Here is a 25,156-nt window from a genome sequence, read left to right as displayed (position 1 = left end):
CGCGGGACTGCTAAATTAAAATGGTACACAAAACAAAACGCGCAAACAAAGATGACGAAGGAAGAAAACGAAAAGCGACTTGAATATTTGAAGGGTATCGTACGTAGGTTGCCAGACAAACCTGGCAGCTACCAATTTTACGACGAGGAACATACCATCATCTACGTAGGAAAGGCGAAAAGTTTAAAGAACAGAGTTTCCAGCTACTTTCACACCGAAGTAGATAGATTCAAAACGAAGGTGCTCGTCAGCAAGATATTCGATATCAGCTACACCGTTGTTAATACCGAAGAGGATGCCCTACTCTTGGAGAATTCGCTCATCAAAAAATACAATCCACGCTACAACGTTCTGCTGAAGGACGGCAAAACCTACCCTTCTATCGTCATCACAAACGAATTCTTCCCTCGCATATTTAAAACACGTACCATCAACAAACATTGGGGGTCATATTACGGACCTTACGCAAAAGTAAATGCTATGTACGATGTGCTGAACCTGATAAAAGAACTGTATCAGCCACGCACATGTCGCCAGCCAATCACTAAAGAGGGTGTTGAAAGCGGAAGATATCGCGTTTGTTTAGACTATCATATCAAGAAATGTAAGGGTCCTTGCGTGGGCAAACAAACCTACGAGGATTACCAAAAGAACATCGCTCAAGCTCGAGAAATCCTGAAAGGAAATACACGCGAAGTATTGAGGGATTTAAAAGACGAAATGCTCCGACTCTCGGAAGAGCTAAGATTTGAAGAAGCCGAAGAAGTAAAACGCAAATATCTGGCTCTTGATGGCTTTGTTAGCAAGAGTCAGGTGGTTAGTCAAACCATCGATAAAGTGGACGTTTTCTCGATTACATCCGACGAAAAGATGGCATTCATCAACTACATTCACGTTTCGAACGGTAGCATTAACCAGAGCTTTACTATCGAATATAAAAAGAAGCTGAACGAAACCGACGAAGAACTGCTGCAATTAGGTATCGTAGAAATCAGAGAACGTTTCAAAAGCGATTCAAAGGAAATCATCGTTCAGAAAGAGGTGGATGTAGAACTCGAAGGCGTGAAGTTTACCGTACCAAAATTAGGCGATAAAAAAACGCTGCTCGATCTATCGATTATGAACTGTAAGGAGTATAAATTCGACCGTTTAAAGCAGGCCGAAAAACTAAATCCTGAACAGAAACAAACGCGACTGATGAAAGAACTGCAGGACAAGCTGCATCTTCCTTCTCTACCTTACCAGATTGAATGCTTCGACAACTCGAACATATCAGGTACAGATGCTGTTGCAGCATGCATTGTTTTCAAGAAAATGAAGCCCTCGAAGAGCGATTATAAACGTTATAACATAAAAACCGTAGTGGGTCCTGATGACTATGCATCGATGAAGGAGGTAGTACATCGTAGATATTCGCGATTGATTGAAGAAGAACAGCCCCTACCCGACCTGATAATCGCCGATGGTGGTAAAGGGCAGATGGAGGTAATCAGAGAGGTTATACAGGACGAACTGAACCTGGATATTCCCATCGCAGGACTTGCCAAGGATGATCGCCATCGCACCAACGAACTCCTATACGGATTCCCTCCCATGAAGATTGCCTTGAAAGTAGAATCAGAACTATTTCATGTACTCACGCAGATACAGGACGAGGTGCATCGCTTTGCTATCACTTTCCATCGAGACAAGCGTTCTAAGCGTGCTTTACACTCTGAGCTGGATGATATCAAGGGCATCGGCCCAAAAACGCGTGACGAGCTTCTAAATGCCCTCAAATCGGTTAAAAAGATACGCGAGGCTGAACTACCTACCCTATCCGATATTATCGGCCCCGCCAAAGCGCAGATTATATACAAGCATTTCCACCCTGAAAATAAAGACTGATCTGCAAGTATTAATAGTAGCAATTAAAAGTATTAATAGTAGCAAAATCCGGCACGTATTACGGAAAAGTGACGATGACAAATGACAAAATGACATTAACCAGAATAAACAAAGATTATACCAAAGTAATAATAATATAATAATATAATATTATATAATTTTAACATTCAATTGTAACAAAAAACTTCTCCAACTACCTTAATGTCATGTTGTCATCCGTCATTGTCACAATTTAATAAGAAGTAAAAAAAACAAGCGTTTATAAGCCTTTGAATTTGGTAGTTTAAAAATATTATCGTATCTTTGCGGCAAAATAAAGAAAAGAAATGAGAGCAGTAATACAACGCGTTACCCACGCCAGCGTTACCATAGATGGAAAAGTAAATGGACAGATAGACCAGGGCTACCTGATTCTGTTGGGCATTTGCGATGAAGACTCAATGGAAGATGTGGATTGGCTGGTAAAAAAGATAGCCAACCTGCGTGTGTTTGGAGACGAGAACGACGTAATGAACCGTTCGATACTCGATGTTAATGGTAACTGCTTAGTAGTCAGTCAGTTCACACTGTACGCAAGCTACAAAAAGGGCAATCGCCCATCATGGTTCCGAGCCGGCTCTCACGAGCACTCTATCCCACTCTACCAGTCCTTCATCGCACAACTATCTGAGGCCATTGGCAAGCAAGTAGCCACAGGCGAATTCGGTGCCGACATGAAAGTAGAACTGCTGAACGATGGTCCCGTAACCATCTGCATGGACACGAAGAACAAGGAATAACAGATGAAGAGATATCTAAAAGAAATAGAACTGGCGAGTGCCCTACTACTGATTATCGGCGTAGTGCTGGGGATGGTAAAAAGCTACACCATCGGAGCCTGGCCTTGCGGCATGGGGTTACTGATGTTCCTAGCAGTATTTCTTTATAAAGCCTTTCATTGGAAGGAATACGAGCGCGAAAACAAGCAGTACATCGTAATATTGCTTATCTGCATCTTCTTACTAATCATTCAAATGGTAATGGCAAAATGACGATAAAAGAAGCACAAGAGGCGGTTGACCGCTGGATAAAGGAATATGGCGTACGCTACTTTTCAGAACTGACGAATATGGCTGTTCTGACCGAAGAAGTAGGCGAACTGGCCCGTGTGATGGCCCGCAAATACGGCGATCAGAGTTTTAAGCCAGGCGAGAAAGACAATCTGGGCGAAGAGATGGCAGATATCCTTTGGGTACTGCTCTGTCTGGCCAATCAAACAGGCGTTGACCTCACAGCTGAACTCGAGAAATCGCTCGAAAAGAAAACGCAGCGCGACTCGCTTCGCCACATACACAACGAGAAATTAAAAGCATAACAGTTTTAACAATATAACAACAAGCAATTATGGCAGAACACAATCACGAGCACGAGCATCATCACCACTTTGAGATGCCTCAGAAGAGCCGCATGGAAGAGGCTCTGAGTAAGTACAACCTTGACATTACCGACGAGGAAGTGAAGGAAGCAGTGAAGACAATCATTGCCGAGAAAGTAGCCGAGAACGACACCCTCGAAGTGAAGAAATTCCTGATGGGTAGCGTTGAGCTTACCACTCTGAAAACCACCGATAGCGACGAGAGCGTACTGGCCTTTACCGAGCGCGTAAACCAGTTCGAGGAACAGTACCCTCACCTACCCCACGTAGCTACCATCTGCGTATATCCACGCTTTGCAAAAGTAGTTTCTGAGACACTTGAGATCGAGGGCGTCGAGGTAGCTTGCGTATCTGGATCATTCCCCTCATCACAGGCACTTATCGAAGTAAAGACAATCGAGACTGGTTTGGCCGTAAAGGATGGCGCTACCGAGATTGACATGGTACTGAGCGTAGGTGCATTCCTTTCAGGCGATTACGAGACCTGTATCGACGAGATTCAGCAGATAAAAGAGGCTTGCGGCGACAAGAAACTGAAGGTAATCCTGGAAACCGGCTGCCTGAAGACCGCAGCAAACATCAAGACCGCATCGATCCTGGCTATGTATGCCGGCGCCGACTATATTAAGACCTCAACAGGTAAGCTTGAGCCCGCCGCTACACCCGAGGCTGCATACGTTATGTGTCAGGCTATCAAGGAGTACTACGATCAGACAGGCATTATGATTGGTTTTAAGCCCGCTGGAGGCCTTAACAGCGTGATGGACGCACTGATATACTACACCATCGTAAAAGAGGTTCTGGGCGAGAAATGGCTTACCAACCAGATGTTCCGCATGGGTACATCACGCCTGGCAAACCTGCTGTTGAGCGAGGTTATCGGCGAGGAAGTAAAATTTTTCTAATTAGGGATAGACTCAGTCCTTCTACGGGAGGACTGCAGTCCTTTAACCAAAGTACTCCAGTCCTTTAAGGTAAGGACTGGAGTACTTTCGTATAAGGATTAAGAGCGTACTACCCTACTTATTTCGCTGAATAACGTAGTCGAGATAAGCCTTGAACGAATCCTGAAGCTCAGGTTTCACGCACTCATCGATAAAACTACGAGCCTCGCGGGCAAACTCTTCCATCTTTCTTTCGGCATATTTAATACCGCCATACTGCTTGGCAAACTCGATAAGTACAGCAATCTCGTCCTTATTAATCGAACCTTCCTTCACCTTCTTAGCCAGCGTTAACATCGCAGAAGAAGAATAGTGTGTAAGCGAATAGATGATAGGCAGAGTAAGCTTTCCCTCGAGCATATCGTTACCCGTTGGCTTACCAATTTCGGCAGAATCGTAATAATCAAAAATATCGTCGCGAATCTGGAATATCATACCCACATTATGTCCGAATTTTGCAGCCTTCTCAATCATCTCTTCAGATGCGCCTACAGAGATGGCGCCAAGGATACAGCACGACTCGAAAAGTACAGCTGTTTTCTGGTCAATTACCTGATAATAAACATCTTCCGAGATTTCCTGATTCGAAATATTCGACAGCTGAAGCACCTCGCCCGCAGCCAACTTACGTCCGAGTTCTGCCAGATGTTGTACGATTCTATGATTATCAGAAAGAGCTACACGTAACAAGGCTGTCGACAGGATATAATCGCCTACCAACACAGCCACCTTATTATTATAAGCAGCGTTTACCGAAGGCTGACCACGACGCTCTGAACTCTCATCCACCACATCGTCGTGAACCAAACTGGCAGTATGCAGCAACTCCAATCCAAGTGCTGCGTTCTGTGTAACATCCGATACCTCGCCAAGGTTTCTTGCCATCAAGAAAACCAACATGGGGCGCATACGCTTCCCTCCCCTTTCGCGGATATGCTTCAAGATATGCTCAAGCATACCATCTCCATGAGTCAAACTTTGCTTGAACAACTCAACAAAGTTGTCCATATCGCCATCGATTGGCTTTCTAATAGTCGATAAATAATCCATCATTATCAGAATTTTGGCACAAAAATAACAAATAATTCCGTTATTAAAAAATAATTTGGTAATTTTGAGGCGAAAATTAAGAAAGTTATGCAGAAATTGTTCCTTTTAGACGCTTACGCGCTCATTTATCGCAGCTATTATGCGTTTATTAAAAACCCGCGAATCAACTCGAAGGGCTTGAATACGAGTGCCATTATGGGATTCCTGAACACGCTGAACGAGGTGCTCACCAAAGAGAAACCAACCCATATCGGCGTGGCATTCGACCCTCATGGTCCTACGTTCCGCAGCGAGGCTTTCCCTGCCTATAAAGCCCAACGCGAGGAAACTCCCGAAGACATCCGAAAGGCAGTTCCTATCATTAAAGATCTGCTTAAAGCATATCGCATACCCATCCTGCAGGTTGATGGTTTCGAGGCCGACGACGTGATTGGCACTTTGGCCGAAAAAGCCGGTTCCATCGGTGTTGAAACCTATATGCTAACCCCAGATAAGGACTACGGACAGCTGGTACGCGACAATGTTTTCATCTATCGTCCACGTCATGGAGGCGGATACGAGACGATGGGACCAAAGGAGGTTTGCGAGAAATATAACATCCCCTCGCCTATGGCGGTGATCGACCTGTTGGCACTGATGGGCGATTCGGCAGATAATTTCCCAGGCTGTCCTGGTGTGGGAGAAAAAACTGCCGCTAAACTTATCGATGAATTCGGAAGTATTGAACAGCTGCTGGCACGTTCATCAGAAATAAAAGGTAAGCTTCGTGAAAAAGTAGAAGCGCATGTTGAGGACATCAAGATGAGTTACTTCCTGGCAACCATCAAAACCGATGTACCCATCGAGCTCGATATGGAGAATTTAAAACTCGTGGAACCAAACGAGGACGAACTCGGCAAATTGCTGCTCGAACTGGAGATGAAAAGCTTCGCAGACAGAGTTCTTAAAAAAGATAAAAAACCGCAAAAAGTCATAAATCAGCAACTCGATCTCTTTGCAGAATTTGCGGCCGACGGGCAAGCTGTGAACGAAAACACGAGTTTTGAGACGTTAAAAACAACATCTCACAACTACAAACTCGTTGATAATCAGGAAGATTTGAAAAAACTTTGTGACTATTTCTTGACAAACAAAATTCTCAGTCTAGACACGGAGACCACTTCAACCTCTGCAATCGAAGCAGAATTGGTTGGTTTGAGCTTCGCCGTGAAGGAATTCGAGGCGTTTTACGTGCCCGTTCCAGCCAATCGTGAAGAAGCGTTGCAAATTGTTAATATCTTTAAACCCGTCTACGAGAACCCAGAAATCTTAAAAGTCGGCCAGAATTTGAAGTACGATCTTGAGGTGCTTCGCAACTACGGCATCGAACTGAAAGGAAAAAAGTGGGACACCATGATTGCCCACTATCTTATCCAACCCGAACTGCATCACAATATGGATTACATGGCTGAGATCTACCTGAACTATCAGACCATCCATATTGAAGAACTCATCGGACCGAAAGGTAAGAATCAGAAATCGATGCGCTCTCTCCTACCCTCGCAAGTATACGAGTATGCCGCTGAGGATGCCGATATCACATTGCGACTAAAGAATAAATTGGAACCAGAACTGAAGAAGGCCGAATGCGAAGACCTGTTCTATAATATAGAGATGCCACTGATGCCTGTACTGGCAGAAATGGAGATGAATGGTGTTTGCCTGGACACAGCATCGTTGGCCGAAACGTCAAAACAATTCACCAACCGCATGAACGAAATCGAAGCCCGTATCTACGAGTTGGCAGGTGAACGTTTTAACATTGCATCACCCAAACAAGTTGGCGAAATACTCTTCGACAAGCTTAAGATTGTAGAGAAGGCCAAGAAAACCAAGACAGGACAATACGTTACATCCGAAGAGGTCTTGCAGCAGCTCCGAAACAAGCACGAGATAGTAGCTGACATATTGGAACACAGAGGATTAAAGAAGCTGATAGGCACCTATATTGATGCCCTACCCAAGCTGATTAATCCAAAAACTGGTCATATCCACACCTCGTTTAACCAAACGATTACAGCTACCGGCCGTTTATCGTCGTCCGATCCCAACCTGCAGAATATTCCCATTCGTGGCGAGGATGGCAAGGAAATCCGCAAGGCATTCATTCCAGAGCCAGGTTGTCTGTTCTTTTCAGCCGACTACAGCCAGATTGAACTGCGTGTAATGGCTCATCTCTCGCAGGATACAGAAATGATAAAAGTGTTCAGCGAGGGTAAGGATTTGCATGCAGCCACAGCTGCCAACATCTATAAGAAGCCTATAGAAGAGGTAACGCGCGACGAACGAACGAAATCAAAACGCGCCAACTTTGGTATCATATATGGTATCACAGTGTTTGGATTGGCAGAGCGACTAGACATCCCACGCGACGAGGCTAAGATGCTGATAGACGGCTACTTTGACACCTTCCCACAGGTGCACAATTATATGGAAAAATCTAAAGAAGTGGCTCGTGAGAAAGGTTACGTCACCACCCTATTCGGTCGCCGCCGCTATCTGCCAGACATCAACAGCCACAACGCTACCGTTCGTGGTTTTGCTGAGCGAAACGCCATTAACGCCCCGATTCAGGGCACTGCTGCCGATATTATCAAGGTGGCCATGATTCGCATCTACAACCGTTTTAAAGCCGAAGGAATACGCTCTAAAATGATTCTGCAGGTACACGACGAATTAAACTTCTCTGTATTCCCAGAAGAGAAAGAAAAAGTTGAGAGCATCGTGCTAGAAGAAATGCAGAATGCTCTCAACCTGAGTGTTCCTCTCGTAGCCGATTCTGGCTTTGGCAAAAACTGGCTCGAGGCGCACTAATTAGTAATTAAACGATGATCCGCCAAGGAACTCGCGCAGCAGCGATGTTGGTGGAATCTGAGTCTCAGGAATGGGACGGATATAGCGAAGGAACTTCAGCAGGCGATAAGCCTCTGCATGTTCCTTCGAATTTTCTGGAACCTGCTCTAACAGTGGCTCAGCCTGACTCTTAATCACAGCCAACTCGAACAGCATAGCTGTGTTAAACATCGCATCGGCATTCTCCTGGAACGGGAAAATCCACTTGTTCTCCCCTGCCCTAACACTTGGCCATCTGCGAATGCTCTCCTGAGCACTCACACCACGATACTTATAGTCGCGAATAATACGACGCAGCAAACGGTTATCGGTAGTTGGGATATAGTTGTGATTATCAAGCAGAATGGTAGTAAGCGCCGAAGCATAAACGCGGAAAATCTGATCGCCAGGAATCTCCGAAGTCAGCTCTGGATTCAAGGCGTGTATACCCTCAACCACCAGCACTTCGTTACCCTTCAACTGCAGTTTCTTACCACTCCACTCGCTCTTTCCTTTCTGAAAGTTATAGCGAGGCAACTCTACCTCCTCGCCTCTGAACAATGCCGAAAGCTGCTCGTTAAGCAACGGCAGATTCAAGGCATGCAGGTGCTCAAAATCGTAATCGCCCTTATCATCTTTTGGCGTTTGCTCGCGGTCGAGGAAATAATCATCCAGCGAGATACCAACGGGATGGATACCATTTACGGCCAGCTGCACGCTAAGACGCTTACAAGTAGTGGTTTTACCCGACGACGAAGGACCAGCTATCAGCACCAGTTTTACGCCCTTACGCTGAGCAATCTCATCGGCAATATTTGCAATCTTCTTTTCCTGGAGCGCCTCGCTAATCTGTATAAGTTCCGACGAATGACCGTTCATAATGGTCTCGTTCAGATCGCCGATAGTGCGCAAGCCCAAGATATCCTGCCACTGATGGTGCTCCTTAAAGATGCCGAACATCTTATCCTGATGCAACATCTCTCCTAACTCGTTAGGATGCTCGCGCGATGGCAAACGCAACAGCAAACCATCAAAATATTTCTCAAGTCCGAACAAGTAAAGTTGTTTAGTGTTCGTGAGCAAAGCACCATAGTAGTAATCCACGTAACCATCTATGTCATAATAGGTTGTGTATAATCGTCCAGTACTCTTCAACAATTTCACTTTCGAACGATTGTGCAAATTATCAAATAGTTCGATAGCCTCCTTGGTAGATGTCTCATGGCGATGGATAGGATAACCTGCATCGATAATCTCCTGCATACGACGACGGATAGCACCAACGTCATCAAGCGTTATCGGACGACCAATATTCAGATTTACAAAGTAACCATTGCTAACTGGTATATCAATAGCCACCTTACAGGGCGTAAACAAATCGTGCACAGCCTTGCAAAGCACAAAGAACAAACTGCGAGTATAAGCACGCGAACCACTCGACGAGCAGATATCCAGAAACTCTACCTGTTTCTGCTTGTACAAGCGGTAGTGCATACCCTCTACCTTATTATTCACATGTGCCGAGATGGGGCCGTGCTCAATCTCTACACCCGACAAAGCATATACATCCTCGATAGTAGATCCTACAGGAACCTCTACATCTTTATCGTTATTTACAATATGTATTTTTACTAACTTCTCCATAAGCCTTAAATTGAGTTTTTAATTATTTTGTCTGCAAAGATAACATTTTTCTTAAATCTTAACATACATTTCAGAGTTTTTTTTTATCTTTGTCCCCGAATTACTAAATATAGATACGATTTTTATGTCAATCTGGATTATTTTCAAACTTCTGGGATCGCTTGCGCTGTTGATGTTCGGTATGAAGTCGATGAGTGAGGCATTGCAGAAGATGGCGGGTCCACAATTACGCCATGTGTTAGGTGCGATGACAACCAATCGCTTTACCGGCATGCTTACAGGTATGCTTGTTACAGCTTCAGTACAGTCATCAACAGCCACCACTGTGATGACTGTTTCGTTTGTTAACGCGGGCTTGTTAACCTTAGCACAAGCAATTTCGGTTATCATGGGTGCCAACATCGGAACCACCCTTACCGCCTGGATTATGTCGGCCGGTATGTCGTTTGATATTACCAGCGCTGTTTATCCGGCATTCTTCCTGGGCATTATACTGATTTATCAGAAGAGATACCGCTATATCGGCGATTTCCTGTTCGGACTATCGTTCCTGCTGATGGGTCTGGGCACGCTGAGAATCACGGGCACAGAGATGCATCTGGGCGAAAACCAAGCTCTACTCGACTTCTTTGCGTCGTTCGATCCCGATTCGTTCTTCACTACCCTGATATTCCTGTTCTTAGGCGGCGTACTTACCTTCTGCGTACAATCGTCGGCAGCCGTTATGGCCATCACCATGATTCTCTGTTCTAGTGGCGCTCTGCCTATCTATCAGGGTATCGCATTGGTTATGGGTGAGAATATCGGAACCACCATTACCTCAAACCTTGCTGCCCTATCGGCCAATACTCAGGCCCGTAGAGCTGCCCTCGCCCACATGTTCTTCAACGTGTTCGGTGTGGTTTGGATTCTGTTTGTATTCCGTCCGTTCATCGATGCCGTTTGCGGCATGGTGGGCTACGATGTAAACATGACTAAAGATGCCGTTACAACAAGCGTATTCTTAGCTAACGCCGCCAAACTGAGCTTTGTGCTGGCAGCCTTTCATACCTGCTTTAACGTGGCTAACACCTTTATTCTTATTTGGTTTATCCCACAGATCGAGCGCTTTGTATGCTGGGTTATCAAGCCTAAGAAGGTTGACGAGGAAGAGGATTTCCGCCTGCACTTTATTACTGCCGGCTTCATGAAAACCCCAGAGCTTTCGGTACTTGAGGCACAGAAGGAAATCCAATCATTCTCCGATCGTATGCAGCGTATGTTCAATATGGTTCGCGAACTGCTCACCCTCTCATCAAGCTCAAGCAATAAGAAGGATAATCGCGACTCTGAGTTTAACAAACTATACACCCGCATCGAGAAATACGAAGGCATCAGCGATAACATGGAGATTGAGATTGCCAACTATCTTAACTCCGTGAGTGACGCTCACCTTTCAGACGACTCAAAGGCTAAGATTCGTGCTATGTTGCGCGAAATCAGCGAGTTAGAGAGTATCGGCGATGCCTGTTTCAATATGGCTCGTACCATTTCGAGAAAGTACAATGGCAAACAGGATCACTTTAACGAGAAACAGTACGACCACATCCATCAGATGATGGAACTCACCGATCAGTCGCTCTCGCAGATGAATCGACTGATGATGGGCCGCAAGGAGTCGTTCGATGTAAACCGTACTTTCAATATCGAGCACGAAATCAATAACTTCCGCGACCAGCTCAAGTCGCAGAACATCAACGATGTTAACAACCGCGAGTACACTTACGCCGTTGGTACCATTTATATGGACCTGATTAACGAGTGTGAGAAGCTTGGCGACTATGTAGTTAACGTAGTTGAGGCTAGAATGGGCCTTAGATAGGCAACAATCCGACAACGATTGGTTTCAAAGGCAGAAACTGTCAGTTCCTCAGGCGGGAACTGGCAGTTTCTTTATAAGAAAACCATCCTTTCCAACTGGCAAAACATAAAAATATGCCATAAAAGTATGGCTATTATAGAAAATATCATTACCTTTGCAGTCAATTATCAAGGGGTGCCTACGAGTGTAGGCTGAGATGATACCCTCTAACCTGATCTGGATGATGCCAGCGTAGGGATGGATAGTAGACAACAAACACCCCCTTAACATTATTAATATTGATACTATTGTAGTATGAAAAGATTTGTTTTAGGAATGGCTGCATTAGTGTGTGCAGCAGGCGCAAACGCACAGCGTAAAGCAGCCCTCTACGATTCTACACAGGTAGAAGCGCTGAACGAAATTGTAGTAAAAGGTGTCAGGACACAGAAAAATGCACCATTTGCAGTAGCAAACATCAAGAAAAAGGAACTTAACGCTTTCTCGAACACAGGTAAAGAATTGCCTTTCCTCTTTTCGCAGACCCCAGGTGTACTGGCTTGGAGCGAGAACGGACTGGGCACAGGTACTACTTATATGCGCATTCGCGGTGCTGGTGATTCGCGCATCAACGTAACGCTGGATGGCGTTCCCTTGAATTCGCCTGAAGATCAGTGTGTTTTCTGGGCCAACATGAACTCATACGGTTCACTGTTAGGTAGTGTACAGATTCAGCGCGGCGTAGGCACATCAACCAACGGCGATGGCGCCTTTGGCGGAACTGTAGCACTCGCTTCAGCCATTCCAAACCAGAAGGCTGGGGGAGAGGTGTCGGTATCATATGGCTCGTTTAACACCTTCAATGTAGGTGGAAAGTTCTCAACAGGTTTGCTGTGGAACCATCTGATTTTTGATGGTGCTTACCACGAAACCAATACTGACGGATTTATTCACGGAACCAGCGGACGCAGCGGTTCTTACTATGGTGGACTAACCTGGATTGGCAACAAGTTCCAGATTCGCTATAAGAACATCGGTAACTTTGAAAAAACCGGTCAGGCTTGGAACGGCGTAACAGCAGGCGACAACGATATGAGCCTGATGGATGGCACCTACGGTATCAATTCTGGCATCAAGACCTATAAGGACATGTGGAACGCCGGTCTCGGCAAGTACAACTCGCTGTACGAATACCTGACTGGCTACGAAAAAGATGCCAACGGCAACTATCCCACAGCGCGCTATCAGCTGAACGACGGTAGCTATTGGAACAAAACCACCGATAACTTCTGGCAGAACCACAACATCCTTTCAGCCGCTTACGACATCAACGACAACTGGAGTATTTCAGGTTCGCTGCACTATACTTACGGCTACGGCTATTATAACGAGTTCCGTCCTCAGAACAAGCTGAAGAAGTTTGGCATGACCTATAGTGGCGTGAAAAAGACCGACTTTGTGCGTCAGAAAGGACTGAGCCAGAACACTTATGGCTTTATCTGGAACGCCAACTATAAGAATGATTCGTGGGACGTTATCGGCGGCATGTCGCTTCAGGAGTTCGACGGCAATCACTTTGGTTATGTTACCTATATTGCCAACGATGATGTACGAAAGAAGTACATGTCTAATGGCGACTACAAATACTACGATTCTGATGCCACCAAGTTTGACGGTAGTGCCTTTGTAAAGGCTGCTTACCACATCAACGAGCAATGGGATATCTTCGGCGACCTGCAGTATCGCTACGTACAGTACGAAAGTAACGGTATTAACGATAAGTTCTACGAAGAGGGTAGCAGCTATTACAACCAGCGCCTCGATATCGATCAGAAGTATCGTTTCCTGAATCCCAAGGCCGGTTTCTCTTGGAATCTGAACAATCACCGCGTTTACGGATCGGTAGCACTTAGCCACCGCGAACCAGAACGAAATAACTTTACAGATAATGGTGCAAAGCCATTCCCTAAGGCCGAAAGCCTGTTAGATTACGAGTTGGGTTACACCTTTAACAACGACATCTTCCGCTTTGGTGTAAACCTTTATTACATGGACTACACCAACCAGTTTGTACAGACTGGCGAGAAGAGTGATATTGGCGAGGATCTTACCACAAACATCAAAGACTCATACCGTATGGGCGTAGAAATCCAGGGTGGGGTAGATGTTACCTCTTGGCTCAGCATTGAGGGTAATGCTTCACTCAGCCAAAATAAAATCAAAGACTTCGACGAGGTGGCCAGCGTAAACTGGGAAGAGTCGTTCCGCACTATCCACTACGACAACTCTACACTTGCTTACTCGCCCTCAACCATCCTGAATGGTTTTGTAAACCTGCATTGGAATGGTTTGCAGGCTGTTTGGCACACAAACTTCGTCAGTCGTCAATATCTTGACAACACAGAGAATGCTGATCGTTCGCTGCCTTGTTATTCTGCCTCTGACGCTAACATCAGCTACACCTGGAAGCCCAATAAAGGCATCAAGGAGTGCATCTTCGGATTGAACTTCAACAACATCTTCAATCGTCGCTATGCCGCCAATGGCTGGGTATACTCAAGCATTGTTGAGGAATACGGTCATCCCAACGAGAACCGCTACTATCAGATTGGATTCATTCCTATGGCAGGCTTTACGATGATGGGTAACGTAACACTCCGATTCTAATGACAGAATTTATTTCAGCACACTGGCTCGACATCACTACCACATTACTCGGACTGCTCTATATCCTGTTCGAGTATCGCGCCAGCGTATGGCTTTGGTTTGTAGGATTCCTGATGCAGGCCTTAGGCATTGTGCTATACTATCAAAAAGGACTCTATGCCGATTGCGGCATGGAGTTCTATTATCTTTCGATGACCGTTTACGGCTATTGGAAATGGGTGCACGGTTCGGCCGAGAAGAAAGTGCTGCCTATCACGCGATTCCCACGCCGACTGATTATTCCCTGGCTGGCTGTAATTTTGGCCATCTGGGGCATTATTTATTGGCTGCTAATTACCTTTACCAACAGTAACGTACCAGCCGCCGACAGCTTTACAACAGCCCTCAGCATTGTAGGTATCTGGGCCTTGGCTCATAAATACCTGGAACAGTGGTTTATCTGGATTGCTGTCGATGTTGTAACCTGTGTTCTTTACTTCTATAAGGACATTCCTTTCAAGGCTTGTCTTTATGCACTTTATGTGGTTATTGCCATTTTTGGCTACAAAAAATGGAAACGAATGACAGATAATCGCCCTATTTGAGCGGTTTTTTGCAATATAATTTGGCTATCTGCCACGTTTTTCGTACTTTTGCAGCGAATTATAACATATTCAAATGCTTATGCAGACGAAAAGTCATTTATCGCGATTAATTCATGACCAGGCCAAGAAGTATGGCGACCGTGAGGTTTTGATCTACAAGGACTTTGGCGGGTCAGAGTGGAAATCATATTCGTGGAATCAGTTCTCGGATATGGTCAAGAAAGTATCTAATGCCTTACTCAATCTGGGTGTAAAGGTACAGGAAAATCTGGGAATATTCTCTCAGAACTCTGTACAGTATCTGTTCTGCGACTTTGGTGCATGGGGAGTTCGTGCCGTAACTATCCCATTCTATGCCACCAGCTCAGAGCAGCAAATCCAGTTCATGATTAGCGATGCTAAAATCAGATTCCTCTTTGTAGGCGAACAGGAGCAGTACGACAAAGCACGTCGGATTTTCGCCACCTGTCCTACACTCGAGCGTATCATTGTATTCGATAAGAACGTACATATCTCGTCACTCGACCTCAGCTCGATGTATTTCGATGATTTCCTGAAGTTGGGCGAGAACTATCCCCGTCAGACCGAAGTTGAGTCGCTTCAGGCTCAGGCTTCGATGGACGATATTGCCAACATCCTTTATACCAGCGGAACAACTGGCGATTCTAAGGGTGTTATCCTTACCTGCGGTCAGTATAATGCCGCTATGATTGCCAATGACAAGTGTGTACCCGTAGGCGAGAACGACAGAGTACTTAACTTCCTGCCATTCACCCATATCTTTGAGAAGGGTTGGAAGATTCTGTGCCTTACCGAGGGCGCTACACTCATTGTAAACACTTATCCACAAGAGGTTCAGCAGTCGATGAAGGAGACACACCCCACCTGTATGAGTTCCGTTCCACGTTTCTGGGAGAAGGTATATATGGGTGTTCAGGAGCAGATTGAGAAATCGGGTATGGCCAAGCGCAAACTGTTCCGCCACGCTGAAGCTGTAGGCAAGAAACACAACATCGACTACGTTTCTAAAGGCAAGCGTCCACCATTGCTCCTGCATATGGAGTACGAGTTCCTGAATAAAACCGTATTCTCGCTGGTACGTAAGGAGCTGGGCTTAGAGAATGCCCATTTCTTCCCAACAGCAGGCGCTACCGTCAATCCTAAGGTAGAGGAGTTTGTTCACTCTATCGGCATTAACATGATTGTAGGCTACGGTTTGACTGAGAGTCTGGCCACCGTTAGCTGCAATCACCTTGGCAAGCCTTACACCGTTGGTGGTGTTGGTATCCCCATCGAGGGTATCGATATCAAGATCAGCGAAGAGGGCGAGGTACTGCTGAAAGGCCCAACTATCACCCGAGGCTATTACAACCGCGAGGATCTTACCAAGACCGCCTTTACCGAGGATGGTTACTTTAAGACAGGCGACTCAGGTTATCTGAAGGATGGCGAGCTGTTCCTGAAAGAGCGTATTAAGGACCTCTTCAAGACTTCGAACGGAAAGTATATTGCCCCACAGATGATTGAATCTAAGCTGTTGGTTGATAAGTATATCGATCAGATTGCTATCATTGCCGACCAGCGTAAGTTTGTTTCGGCTCTGATTATCCCTGTATATGCCCTGTTGGAGGAATATGCCCGCGAGCATAAGATTCCATTCGAGAACAGAGAGCAACTTTGCAAGGACCCACAGATTAACCAGATGATGAAGGAGCGTATTGATACGCTGCAGCAGTCGCTGGCTCACTACGAGCAGATTAAGCGATTCACAATGCTGCCTAACCATTTCACCATGGAGAAGGGCGAACTCACAAATACATTAAAAATCAAGCGTCGCGTACTGAACGAGAACTACAAGAAGGAGATAGACGCGATGTACGCAGAATAAGATATATGATTACTCAGGATCAGCTGAAAGACGTTTTAGAGAGAGCCGATGCGCTGCATCGCTATCTGGAAATAGACAAGAAAAAGATAGAATACGAGGAGGAAGATCTTCGTACGCAAGCTCCTGACTTCTGGGAGGACCGCAAGCGTGCCGAAGAGCAGATGAAGAAGGTGAAAGGCATTAAGAAATGGCTGGATGGCTATAAAGAGGTTCGCACCTTGGCCGATGAGCTGCAATTGGCCTTCGACTTCTTCAAGGACGAGATGGTGACTGAAGAGGAGGTGGAAGATACCTATGCAAAAGCCATAAAGGCCATCGAGGATCTGGAGCTTAAGAATATGCTCCGCCAGAAAGAAGACCCCATGGAAGCTGTGCTTAAGATTAACAGCGGCGCTGGTGGTACTGAGGCTCAGGACTGGGCTTCGATGTTGATGCGAATGTATATGCGCTGGGCCGAGGCTCACGGTTATAAGGTAACCATCTCGAACCTGCTTGACGGTGATGAAGCTGGTATTAAGAGTGTTACCATGCAGCTCGAAGGTGGCGATTATGCTTACGGCTATCTGAAGAGCGAGAACGGCGTTCACCGCTTGGTACGTGTATCGCCATTCAACGCTCAGGGTAAACGTATGACATCGTTTGCATCTGTATTCGTATCACCTCTGGTTGATGATACCATCGAGGTCTATGTCGATCCTGCCAAGCTCTCTTGGGATACTTTCCGCAGTAGTGGTGCTGGTGGTCAGAACGTAAACAAGGTAGAATCAGGTGTACGCTTGCGCTATTGGTATACCGATCCTGATACAGGCGAGGAAGAAGAAATCCTCATCGAAAATACAGAAACCCGCGACCAGCCAAAGAACAAGGAGCGCGCTATGACGCTGCTTAAGTCGCAACTCTACGATCGCGCCATGAAGAAGCGCTTGGAGGCTCAGGCTAAGATCGAGGCTGGCAAGAAGAAGATAGAGTGGGGTAGTCAGATACGTAGCTACGTGTTCGACGACCGCCGCGTAAAAGACCATCGTACCAACTATCAGACTACCGATGTGGATGGTGTGATGGACGGAAAGATCGATGATTTCATCAAGGCCTACCTGATGGAATTCCCCGTTAATGACGACGAACAATAACGAATAACAAATAAAAATCATTAAAACTATGGCTCAAATTGCAAAATCATCAAAGTCTACCCAGAAGAAGGAGGCTTATCAGAAGAAACAAGAAGAAGGTGGCAAGAAAGTGCTGGAGTACATCTTCGGCGCATTACTTATTCTTGCAGTACTGTTTGTAGTTTACTCTATTTTCATTGTATCGTAAATGAGCGGACTGGAAATAGAACGCAAATTTCTTGTAAAAAACAACGACTACAAGCGACAGGCTACCAGTAGCAGTCGCATTTGTCAAGGTTATATCTGCAGCGATCGCGGGCGTACCGTCAGGGTACGTATCCGTGATAGCCGCGGATATTTAACTATTAAAGGTCCTTCGAACAACGATGGTCTTGCACGCTATGAATTCGAAAAGGAGATTTCGCTCGACGAAGCCCAGCATCTAATGGACATCTGCGAACCTGGCAAGATAGACAAGACACGTTATCTTGTGCCTTGCGGTAAGCATACCTTCGAGGTAGACGAGTTCTATGGCGAGAACGAAGGCTTAGTGATGGCCGAGGTAGAACTTGGTTCTGAAAACGAAACCTTTGAAAAGCCTGATTTCATCGGCGAAGAAGTAACAGGCGATCGCAGATACTACAATTCTTGTCTGCTTAAAAAGCCCTTTACTTCTTGGGACGAAAACACCAAATAAATGCTCCAATTACAACTGCCGAACTAACGCCAGTAGCATTAGCCGCCAAATCCAGCCAATCGCCACTGCGATGCCCAAACGTACAGTATTCTTGTAACAGCTCCAACACACCACTCATAACGATTGGAGCCAGCCAAGCCCAAAAGAACAGCTTCTCGTAATCTGCCTGCTTATGCTTGCAGGTATACTCTATCCATACAACGATAAATGTACAGCCATACATCAGAATATGCACCCATTTATCGGCAAACTCCACATTGTCGAGTGGCGTCTCTGGAAAAAAGGGAACCAATGAAAGAATCCATATCATTGCGATACAGACCATTGAAAAAGGGTACTTTCTTAAGAAATGAAACAAAAAACTCATATTTACTTGCAATTTAGGTGCAAAATTAAGAAATTATTTATACTTTTGCAATCAAATTAAAAGAAAAGTGTATATGTCACAACTTGAAAGGGCAAGTTTTGGTAGTAAATTAGGTGTTATTCTGGCCACAGCAGGTTCTGCTGTTGGCTTAGGCAACATATGGCGCTTTCCGTATATGACAGGACAGAATGGTGGCGCCATTTTCATTATTATCTATGTATTCTGTATCCTGTTACTGGGCATTCCCTGTATGATCAGCGAGTTCATTATTGGTCGACATGGACAGGCCAACACAGCTCGCGCATTCCGCATCATGTCAGGCGACACCATCTGGTCGCTCATTGGCTATATGGGAGTGCTTACAGGTTTTCTTATCTCAGGCTATTATGCTGTGGTATCCGGATGGTGCCTCGAGTACGTATGGGCCTCGCTTTCAGGTAAACTGTTAGGCAATCCCGACTATATCCAATCGTACTTCGTCACGTTCTCTCAGGATCCTATCAAGCCTGTATTCTGGACGTTTATCATTCTGTTGGCCACCTATATTATTATTGAGAATGGCGTACGCAACGGTATCGAGAAGGCATCAAAACTTATGATGCCCATATTGTTCATCCTGCTGCTCATCATTGTTGTAGCATCATGCATGCTGCCAAATGCCGAAAAGGGTATCGAGTTCTTATTTAAGCCAGATATTTCGAAACTAAACAGCGATGTGTTCCTGGCAGCCTTAGGCCAATCGTTCTATTCGTTGAGCATTGCTATGGGATGTATCTGCACCTATGCCAGCTACTATTCTAAGCAAACCAATCTCACAGCTTCGGCAGTTAACATCAGCGTCATCGATTTCATGGTAGCCTTGTTGGCCGGACTGATTATTTTCCCCGCAGCATTTTCTGTTGGAGTTAATCCCGATAGTGGTCCATCGCTCATATTTATCACGCTACCAAACGTATTCCACCAGGCATTTGGCAATATTGCAAGCTTAGGATACATTATTTCAGTACTGTTTTATACCTTACTCTCGATGGCAGCACTTACATCGCTCATGTCGCTGCACGAGGTAAGCACAGCATTCCTTGAGGAAGAGCTTGGTACCACCCGCAAACGTGCGGCTATGTTCGTAACCATCGGCAGCATTCTAGTTGGTACCGTCTGCTCACTGTCGCTCGGTCCTTGGCAGAACTTTAAATTGTTCGACATGACTATCTTCGACCTATTCGACTTTGTAACTGGACAGTTGTTCCTGCCTATCGTAGGCTTCCTTACCTGTATCTTTATCGGCTGGTATGTGCCACACAAGGTAGTACGCGATGAGTTTACCAATATGGGCACCTTGCGCAATGAGCATCTGTTTCATAGCTACATCTTCCTTGTAAAGTATGTGTGCCCTATCTGCATACTGTTTATATTCCTTCACCAATTCGGACTATTGTAAATGGAAAACAGAGGTACATTTGGCAGCAAACTGGCCATTATCCTAACTACAGCAGGATCGGCCGTAGGATTAGGAAACATATGGCGCTTCCCATTCATGACGGGTCAGAATGGCGGTGCCGCATTCATACTTATTTATCTGGGATGTGTGCTGATATTAGGCATACCAGGTATGATTAGTGAATTTGTAGTAGGTCGCTATTCACAAACCAATGCTGCCAGAGCTTATGGCAACGTAGGATTCAGGCGCGCCAAGTATATTGGCTATTTGGGTATTCTTACATCCACCATCATTCTCGGCTTCTATGCCGTTGTGGCTGGCTGGTGCTTGCAATACCTGTATGCCTCGATAACTGGTAAACTGATTGGCGATACCAGCTATATCATCGAATACTTTAAAAACTTCTCGAGCGACCCTATCCGCCCTTGCTTGTGGGGCGTTGGCTTTATATTGATTACTCACTATGTGGTGGCAAAAGGCGTCAACGAAGGAATAGAACGAGCATCTAAGCTGCTCATGCCGCTTTTGCTCATACTGCTGGTTATCATTGTTATTGCGTCGTGCCTGCTTCCGGGCGCTTCGAAAGGTATAGAATTCCTGCTGAAACCTGATTTCTCGAAGGTAAGCAGCAATGTATTCCTCGAGGCTTTAGGTCAGGCCTTCTTCTCGTTAAGCTTGGGCACAGCTTGCTTGTGTACTTATGCTTCGTACTTTAAGAAAGATACCAACCTTGTTAAATCTGCCACTCAGATAGCCTTACTCGACTCGATGATAGCCATCTTAGCAGGCTTGATGATATTCCCTGCCGCCTTCTCGGTTGGTGTACAGCCAGATAGCGGTCCATCGCTCATTTTCATCACATTGCCCAATGTGTTCCGTCAGGCTTTTATAGGCATGCCTATCGTTGGATTCGTAATCGCCATTCTGTTCTATGCCTTGCTGGTGTTTGCTGCCTTGACATCAACCATCTCCATGCACGAGATTGGAACAGCATTCTTCCACGAAGAGCTGCATCTGCCAAGAAACAAGGCAGCATGGATACTGACTACCGTTTGTGGTTTGATAGCTATATTCTGCTCACTATCTGTAGGTGCGTATAGTCAGATACAGGTATTTGGTATGTCGCTGATGGACTTCTGCGACTCACTTACAGCACAAATCATGCTTCCCACTGGCGCCTTCTTTACCAGCATACTTATCGGATGGTTTGTTGAGCGCAAACTGGTACTCAATGAGTTTACTAACAATGGCTCACTAAAGGCCACCTTCTTTAGCGCCTATCTGTTCTCAGTAAAGTTCATTGTACCTCTCTGTATCCTATTAATATTCCTGCATCAGTTCAACATCATATGATACGCGAATTCTTTTATCTGCAAAAGTCCGACCGTAAAGTCATACTTTCGCTATTGGTTGTCATCGTATCAGTATTCACCATGATATGTCTGACTGGTGGAAATGATACATCGACAGCCACCACACAAAAGAATCCGCCCCGTTCAGCAGCCCGCAAAAACTATTACTATGCCAGCAGCCCAAAGAAGGTAGAGCGATTTACTTTCGATCCTAATACGGCTGATAGCACCCAACTGCTGCGTTTGGGCTTGCAACCTTGGCAGGTACGTAACATCTATAAATATCGCGCTGCTGGGGGCATTTATCGCCAGCCTATTGATTTTGCCAAGCTTTATGGGCTAACCGTTAAGCAATATCGCGAACTGGAGCCTTACATCCGTATCTCCAGCGATTACCTGCCAGCATCTACGCTGGTTAAGGAGAGGGCCAACTATAGTCCGAAAACAACCAAGGATACAGTAGTTGTCTATCAGCGTCCCATGAAGATAAAAGCAACAGAACATATTGTGCTGAATACTGCTGATAGCACAGCGCTGACAACCATTCCTGGTATCGGCCCTTACTACGCTCGCCGCATTATACAATACGGCAATAGGCTAGGAGGTTACGTAAGCGTAGAACAACTCGATGAAATCGACAATTTCCCGACAGAAGCCAAACAATATCTGGTGATAAACAATCCTACACCTAAGAAACTGAACATCAACCAACTATCGCTCAACGAACTAAGACGCCATCCATACATCAACTTTTATATGGCTAAGGCCATCACCGATTATCGACGCCTGCATGGCACCATCAAATCATTAAACGAATTACGACTCATTAAAGACTTTACGCCTGAAGCTATTAAGCGTCTTACGCCCTATGTTGCGTACTGATATGTTAATAAATCATAGCGAATGATAGCTGATTCATGGAAAAGTTGTATATTTGCAAAATAAACTAAAAAACTTTTGAAAGATGTTTGGATTAGGATTCCAGGAGATACTGGTTATTGCACTGATAGTATTGCTGCTCTTTGGCGGCAAGAAGATTCCCGAACTGATGCGTGGCTTGGGTAAGGGCGTAAAGAGCTTCAAGGAGGGAATGAACGAGGTTACAGACTTGAAAGAAGAGGTAGAAAAGGACGAGAAGAAGGATGCGTGATACCTCCACAATGACGTTCTGGGATCATCTCGACGAACTGCGTGGAGTGATAGTCAGAGTGATGGTGGTAACAGTCATTGGAGCTTCAGTTGCCTTCTGCTTAAAGGATGAACTCTTTGCCATCGTACTGGCACCACGCTCCAGCGATTTCATCACCTACCAACTATTGGGCGTAGAACCATTCTGTGTTCATCTGATGAACATCGGCCTCACAGAGCAATTCATGGTTCACCTTAAAACAGCCTTCTATGCAGGCGTTCTGGTGGCTTCGCCTTATATCATCTACCAACTCTTCCGCTTTGTTTCACCAGCGCTCTATGACAACGAAAGGAAATATGCCACTCTGCTCTGCTTAAGCGGCTACCTGATGTTTATGCTGGGTACAGCGCTCAACTATCTGCTGATATTCCCACTTACCGTCAAGTTCCTTGGCACTTATCAGGTTAGTCCCGATGTGGCAAATATGCTCACATTGCAGTCGTACATGGATACGTTGCTAATGATGAACCTGGTAATGGGCATTGTATTCGAGCTGCCTGTTGTAAGTTGGCTGTTAGGCAAGATGGGCCTGATCAACGCAGCGATAATGCAAAGCATACGCCGGCATGCAGTAGTAGCGATACTGGTTGTAGCAGCGATAATCACCCCAACTACTGATGCCTTTACGCTCATGGTAGTAGCATTGCCCATCTGGCTGCTCTACGAACTGAGCATTGTGATAGTAAAAATAACTGAATAAAAACAAATACTTATATAATAGACTTATGCTTCGTAAAATCAGAACCATCCTTGCAGCGGTGATGTTTGTACTGATCACCCTGCTGTTCCTCGACTTTACAGGAACATTACACCATTGGCTTTCATGGTGTGCAAAGATTCAGTTCTTGCCTGCCGTGATGGCGCTAAATGTGGTAGTGGTAGCAGCATTTTTGCTTATTACACTTATTTGTGGTCGCACTTACTGCTCCATCATCTGTCCTATGGGCGTATTTCAGGACATACTGGCCCGACTGAACAGGAAAAAGAATAAATACAGCTATTCGAAAGAGGTTCGCTGGTTGCGTTATCCAGTACTTGTGGTGTTTATCATTGCAGGTGTAGCTGGCATCGGCTCTATATTCCAGTTGTTAGCTCCTTATAGCAGCTACGGACGTATTGCCAACATGATATTCCAGCCTGTTTGGAAGATGAGCAACAACATCCTTGCCGAACTGGCTGAGCGCGCCGACAGTTACGCTTTCTACAGCGTTGACACATGGATGCGCTCAATGCCTGTATTCGTGATTGCTGCTGTTACCCTGGTAGTAATATTCATCTTGGCTTGGCGAGGCGGACGTACCTATTGTAACACTATCTGCCCAGTAGGTACCATCCTGTCGTTCTTTGCCCGTTTCTCATGGCTTAAAATCCGATTCGACGAAGATAAGTGCAAGAACTGCTCACTCTGTTCAAAGAACTGTAAAGCAGCTTGTATCGATTTTAAGACACATAGTATCGACTATACCCGCTGCGTGGTTTGTGGTAACTGTATCGATAGTTGTAAGTTTGGTGCGCTGAAGTACACAGCTGCCGGCCCGTCAAAAAAGACAAATAAAGCTACCGATGCCAACCCCATCGATACCTCAAAGCGCTCGTTCCTGTTGGCTACTGCCTTGGTATCTACAGCCGCTCTGGCTCAGAAAAAGAAAGAGAAGCTGATGGATGGCGGACTGGCAGAACTGGAAGATAAAGTAGCTCCTGAGCGCCAGACACCGCTAACACCTCCAGGTTCGCTTTCGTTCCAGAATCTGGCCACACGATGCACAGGCTGCCAGCTTTGTGTTTCAGAGTGCCCTAACCAGGTGTTGCGTCCTAGTAGCGATTTAATGCACCTGATGCAGCCCACCATGTCGTACGAGCACGGCTATTGTCGCCCAGAGTGTACGCGTTGCTCTGAAGTTTGTCCTGCAGGTGCCATCCAGAAGGTTGATAAGGAGGAGAAAACAGCCATTCAGATTGGTCATGCCGTTTGGATTAAGAAGAACTGCGTACCCATTACCGATGGGGTAGAGTGTGGCAACTGTGCCCGCCACTGTCCTTCGGGTGCTATCGAAATGGTTCCACTCGATGAGAACGATGAGGAATCACCAATGGTTCCTGCAATCAACGAGGCTGCTTGTATTGGCTGCGGTGCCTGCGAGTATGTTTGTCCGGCTCGTCCATTCTCAGCTATCTATGTTGAGGGACACGAAGTTCACAAGAAGATTTAAGGAGG

The 25,156-nt window shown here is 45.6% G+C and carries 22 protein-coding genes and 1 riboswitch; of the genes, 19 read left to right on the top strand and 3 right to left on the bottom strand.

Annotation, left to right across the window (positions count from 1 at the left end):
- Positions 1 to 51: 51 nt before the first annotated feature.
- The 5 genes from uvrC to deoC all read left to right on the top strand — a co-directional run bounded on the left by uvrC (position 52) and on the right by deoC (position 4,206).
- Positions 52 to 1,887 carry an excinuclease ABC subunit UvrC gene (uvrC, locus tag T500_RS0100430; RefSeq protein WP_028906471.1) on the top strand — a complete coding sequence of 612 codons (1,836 nt, stop codon included), beginning with the start codon at positions 52 to 54 and terminating at the stop codon, positions 1,885 to 1,887.
- 326 nt (positions 1,888 to 2,213) lie between these two features.
- The gene (gene dtd / locus T500_RS0100425) at positions 2,214 to 2,666 is read left to right on the top strand and encodes a D-aminoacyl-tRNA deacylase (RefSeq protein ID WP_028906470.1); all 453 of its coding nucleotides are present in this window, start codon (positions 2,214 to 2,216) and stop codon (positions 2,664 to 2,666) included.
- Between the two features lie 3 nt (positions 2,667 to 2,669).
- Positions 2,670 to 2,918: a DUF4181 domain-containing protein gene (locus T500_RS0100420; RefSeq protein WP_028906469.1), complete on the top strand. Its 249-nt coding sequence runs from the start codon at positions 2,670 to 2,672 to the stop codon at positions 2,916 to 2,918.
- Positions 2,915 to 3,241: a nucleotide pyrophosphohydrolase gene (locus tag T500_RS0100415; RefSeq protein ID WP_028906468.1), complete on the top strand. Its 327-nt coding sequence runs from the start codon at positions 2,915 to 2,917 to the stop codon at positions 3,239 to 3,241. Before T500_RS0100420 ends, T500_RS0100415 begins: the two co-directional genes overlap by 4 nt.
- Positions 3,242 to 3,270: 29 nt before the next feature.
- Entirely contained in the window at positions 3,271 to 4,206 is a 936-nt protein-coding gene (gene deoC / locus T500_RS0100410) for a deoxyribose-phosphate aldolase (protein ID WP_028906467.1), read from the top strand.
- Positions 4,207 to 4,320: 114 nt separating this feature from the next.
- On the opposite strand, the gene T500_RS0100405 is transcribed toward deoC, so the two are convergent.
- Positions 4,321 to 5,295 (bottom strand): polyprenyl synthetase family protein, encoded by a 975-nt coding sequence (locus T500_RS0100405; RefSeq protein WP_028906466.1) that lies wholly within the window; start codon positions 5,293 to 5,295, stop codon positions 4,321 to 4,323.
- Between the two features lie 87 nt (positions 5,296 to 5,382).
- Here T500_RS0100405 and polA point away from each other — a divergent pair, with 87 nt between their 5' ends.
- Positions 5,383 to 8,148 (top strand): DNA polymerase I, encoded by a 2,766-nt coding sequence (polA, locus tag T500_RS0100400; RefSeq protein ID WP_028906465.1) that lies wholly within the window; start codon positions 5,383 to 5,385, stop codon positions 8,146 to 8,148.
- Here the strand turns inward: polA and T500_RS0100395 are convergent, their stop codons facing one another.
- A complete protein-coding gene (locus T500_RS0100395; protein ID WP_028906464.1) occupies positions 8,149 to 9,810 on the bottom strand; it encodes a nucleoside kinase in 1,662 nt (553 codons plus the stop codon).
- A gap of 124 nt (positions 9,811 to 9,934) precedes the next feature.
- Here T500_RS0100395 and T500_RS0100390 point away from each other — a divergent pair, with 124 nt between their 5' ends.
- The 7 genes from T500_RS0100390 to T500_RS0100355 all read left to right on the top strand — a co-directional run bounded on the left by T500_RS0100390 (position 9,935) and on the right by T500_RS0100355 (position 18,595).
- Positions 9,935 to 11,671: a Na/Pi cotransporter family protein gene (locus T500_RS0100390; protein ID WP_028906463.1), complete on the top strand. Its 1,737-nt coding sequence runs from the start codon at positions 9,935 to 9,937 to the stop codon at positions 11,669 to 11,671.
- 160 nt (positions 11,672 to 11,831) lie between these two features.
- Positions 11,832 to 11,927: riboswitch (TPP riboswitch) on the top strand.
- Between the two features lie 38 nt (positions 11,928 to 11,965).
- Entirely contained in the window at positions 11,966 to 14,317 is a 2,352-nt protein-coding gene (locus tag T500_RS0100380; RefSeq protein ID WP_028906461.1) for a TonB-dependent receptor, read from the top strand.
- A complete protein-coding gene (pnuC, locus tag T500_RS0100375) occupies positions 14,317 to 14,901 on the top strand; it encodes a nicotinamide riboside transporter PnuC (RefSeq protein ID WP_028906460.1) in 585 nt (194 codons plus the stop codon). The genes T500_RS0100380 and pnuC overlap by 1 nt, the downstream gene beginning before the upstream one ends.
- Before the next feature lie 79 nt (positions 14,902 to 14,980).
- Positions 14,981 to 16,789: an AMP-dependent synthetase/ligase gene (locus tag T500_RS0100370; RefSeq protein WP_028906459.1), complete on the top strand. Its 1,809-nt coding sequence runs from the start codon at positions 14,981 to 14,983 to the stop codon at positions 16,787 to 16,789.
- Between the two features lie 5 nt (positions 16,790 to 16,794).
- Complete coding sequence (gene prfB / locus T500_RS0100365; RefSeq protein ID WP_013063646.1) at positions 16,795 to 17,919, top strand: peptide chain release factor 2; 1,125 nt, start codon at positions 16,795 to 16,797, stop codon at positions 17,917 to 17,919.
- Between the two features lie 28 nt (positions 17,920 to 17,947).
- Entirely contained in the window at positions 17,948 to 18,106 is a 159-nt protein-coding gene (locus T500_RS17110) for a hypothetical protein (RefSeq protein WP_013064297.1), read from the top strand.
- Positions 18,107 to 18,595, top strand: a complete 489-nt coding sequence (locus T500_RS0100355) for a CYTH domain-containing protein (RefSeq protein WP_028906457.1) — start codon at positions 18,107 to 18,109, stop codon at positions 18,593 to 18,595.
- Here T500_RS0100355 and T500_RS0100350 read toward each other — a convergent pair.
- Positions 18,567 to 18,905: a VanZ family protein gene (locus tag T500_RS0100350; protein ID WP_230580807.1), complete on the bottom strand. Its 339-nt coding sequence runs from the start codon at positions 18,903 to 18,905 to the stop codon at positions 18,567 to 18,569. The two genes, T500_RS0100355 and T500_RS0100350, sit on opposite strands and share 29 nt — an antisense overlap.
- A 130-nt stretch (positions 18,906 to 19,035) precedes the next feature.
- On the opposite strand from T500_RS0100350, the gene T500_RS0100345 reads away from it, so the two are divergent.
- From T500_RS0100345 to T500_RS0100320, 6 genes are all read left to right on the top strand, one after another.
- Positions 19,036 to 20,400, top strand: a complete 1,365-nt coding sequence (locus tag T500_RS0100345; protein WP_028906455.1) for a sodium-dependent transporter — start codon at positions 19,036 to 19,038, stop codon at positions 20,398 to 20,400.
- Positions 20,401 to 21,753, top strand: coding sequence for a sodium-dependent transporter (locus tag T500_RS0100340; protein ID WP_028906454.1), 1,353 nt, complete (start codon positions 20,401 to 20,403; stop codon positions 21,751 to 21,753). It begins immediately after the preceding gene.
- Positions 21,750 to 22,634 carry a ComEA family DNA-binding protein gene (locus tag T500_RS0100335; RefSeq protein WP_028906453.1) on the top strand — a complete coding sequence of 295 codons (885 nt, stop codon included), beginning with the start codon at positions 21,750 to 21,752 and terminating at the stop codon, positions 22,632 to 22,634. The genes T500_RS0100340 and T500_RS0100335 overlap by 4 nt, the downstream gene beginning before the upstream one ends.
- Before the next feature lie 82 nt (positions 22,635 to 22,716).
- Positions 22,717 to 22,902 (top strand): twin-arginine translocase TatA/TatE family subunit, encoded by a 186-nt coding sequence (locus tag T500_RS0100330; protein WP_028906452.1) that lies wholly within the window; start codon positions 22,717 to 22,719, stop codon positions 22,900 to 22,902.
- Positions 22,903 to 22,912: 10 nt separating this feature from the next.
- Positions 22,913 to 23,641 carry a twin-arginine translocase subunit TatC gene (gene tatC / locus T500_RS0100325; protein ID WP_230580806.1) on the top strand — a complete coding sequence of 243 codons (729 nt, stop codon included), beginning with the start codon at positions 22,913 to 22,915 and terminating at the stop codon, positions 23,639 to 23,641.
- A gap of 25 nt (positions 23,642 to 23,666) precedes the next feature.
- Complete coding sequence (locus T500_RS0100320; RefSeq protein ID WP_028906450.1) at positions 23,667 to 25,151, top strand: 4Fe-4S binding protein; 1,485 nt, start codon at positions 23,667 to 23,669, stop codon at positions 25,149 to 25,151.
- Positions 25,152 to 25,156 lie beyond the last annotated feature (5 nt).

The organism is Xylanibacter ruminicola Ga6B6, assembly GCF_000687715.1.
Taxonomy (GTDB): domain Bacteria; phylum Bacteroidota; class Bacteroidia; order Bacteroidales; family Bacteroidaceae; genus Prevotella; species Prevotella ruminicola_B.
Note: the sequence above shows the minus strand (reverse complement) of the source record. Positions and strands in the feature narration are given on the sequence as shown.

What these genes read in the sequence shown, in the direction of transcription:
- uvrC (WP_028906471.1), top strand. Translation starts at nt 52, where the DNA reads ATGACGAAGGAAGAAAACGAAAAGCGACTTGAATATTTGAAGGGTATC.
- dtd (WP_028906470.1), top strand. Translation starts at nt 2,214, where the DNA reads ATGAGAGCAGTAATACAACGCGTTACCCACGCCAGCGTTACCATAGAT.
- T500_RS0100420 (WP_028906469.1), top strand. Translation starts at nt 2,670, where the DNA reads ATGAAGAGATATCTAAAAGAAATAGAACTGGCGAGTGCCCTACTACTG.
- T500_RS0100415 (WP_028906468.1), top strand. Translation starts at nt 2,915, where the DNA reads ATGACGATAAAAGAAGCACAAGAGGCGGTTGACCGCTGGATAAAGGAA.
- deoC (WP_028906467.1), top strand. Translation starts at nt 3,271, where the DNA reads ATGGCAGAACACAATCACGAGCACGAGCATCATCACCACTTTGAGATG.
- T500_RS0100405 (WP_028906466.1), bottom strand. Translation starts at nt 5,295, where the DNA reads ATGGATTATTTATCGACTATTAGAAAGCCAATCGATGGCGATATGGAC.
- polA (WP_028906465.1), top strand. Translation starts at nt 5,383, where the DNA reads ATGCAGAAATTGTTCCTTTTAGACGCTTACGCGCTCATTTATCGCAGC.
- T500_RS0100395 (WP_028906464.1), bottom strand. Translation starts at nt 9,810, where the DNA reads ATGGAGAAGTTAGTAAAAATACATATTGTAAATAACGATAAAGATGTA.
- T500_RS0100390 (WP_028906463.1), top strand. Translation starts at nt 9,935, where the DNA reads ATGTCAATCTGGATTATTTTCAAACTTCTGGGATCGCTTGCGCTGTTG.
- T500_RS0100380 (WP_028906461.1), top strand. Translation starts at nt 11,966, where the DNA reads ATGAAAAGATTTGTTTTAGGAATGGCTGCATTAGTGTGTGCAGCAGGC.
- pnuC (WP_028906460.1), top strand. Translation starts at nt 14,317, where the DNA reads ATGACAGAATTTATTTCAGCACACTGGCTCGACATCACTACCACATTA.
- T500_RS0100370 (WP_028906459.1), top strand. Translation starts at nt 14,981, where the DNA reads ATGCAGACGAAAAGTCATTTATCGCGATTAATTCATGACCAGGCCAAG.
- prfB (WP_013063646.1), top strand. Translation starts at nt 16,795, where the DNA reads ATGATTACTCAGGATCAGCTGAAAGACGTTTTAGAGAGAGCCGATGCG.
- T500_RS17110 (WP_013064297.1), top strand. Translation starts at nt 17,948, where the DNA reads ATGGCTCAAATTGCAAAATCATCAAAGTCTACCCAGAAGAAGGAGGCT.
- T500_RS0100355 (WP_028906457.1), top strand. Translation starts at nt 18,107, where the DNA reads ATGAGCGGACTGGAAATAGAACGCAAATTTCTTGTAAAAAACAACGAC.
- T500_RS0100350 (WP_230580807.1), bottom strand. Translation starts at nt 18,905, where the DNA reads ATGATATGGATTCTTTCATTGGTTCCCTTTTTTCCAGAGACGCCACTC.
- T500_RS0100345 (WP_028906455.1), top strand. Translation starts at nt 19,036, where the DNA reads ATGTCACAACTTGAAAGGGCAAGTTTTGGTAGTAAATTAGGTGTTATT.
- T500_RS0100340 (WP_028906454.1), top strand. Translation starts at nt 20,401, where the DNA reads ATGGAAAACAGAGGTACATTTGGCAGCAAACTGGCCATTATCCTAACT.
- T500_RS0100335 (WP_028906453.1), top strand. Translation starts at nt 21,750, where the DNA reads ATGATACGCGAATTCTTTTATCTGCAAAAGTCCGACCGTAAAGTCATA.
- T500_RS0100330 (WP_028906452.1), top strand. Translation starts at nt 22,717, where the DNA reads ATGTTTGGATTAGGATTCCAGGAGATACTGGTTATTGCACTGATAGTA.
- tatC (WP_230580806.1), top strand. Translation starts at nt 22,913, where the DNA reads ATGACGTTCTGGGATCATCTCGACGAACTGCGTGGAGTGATAGTCAGA.
- T500_RS0100320 (WP_028906450.1), top strand. Translation starts at nt 23,667, where the DNA reads ATGCTTCGTAAAATCAGAACCATCCTTGCAGCGGTGATGTTTGTACTG.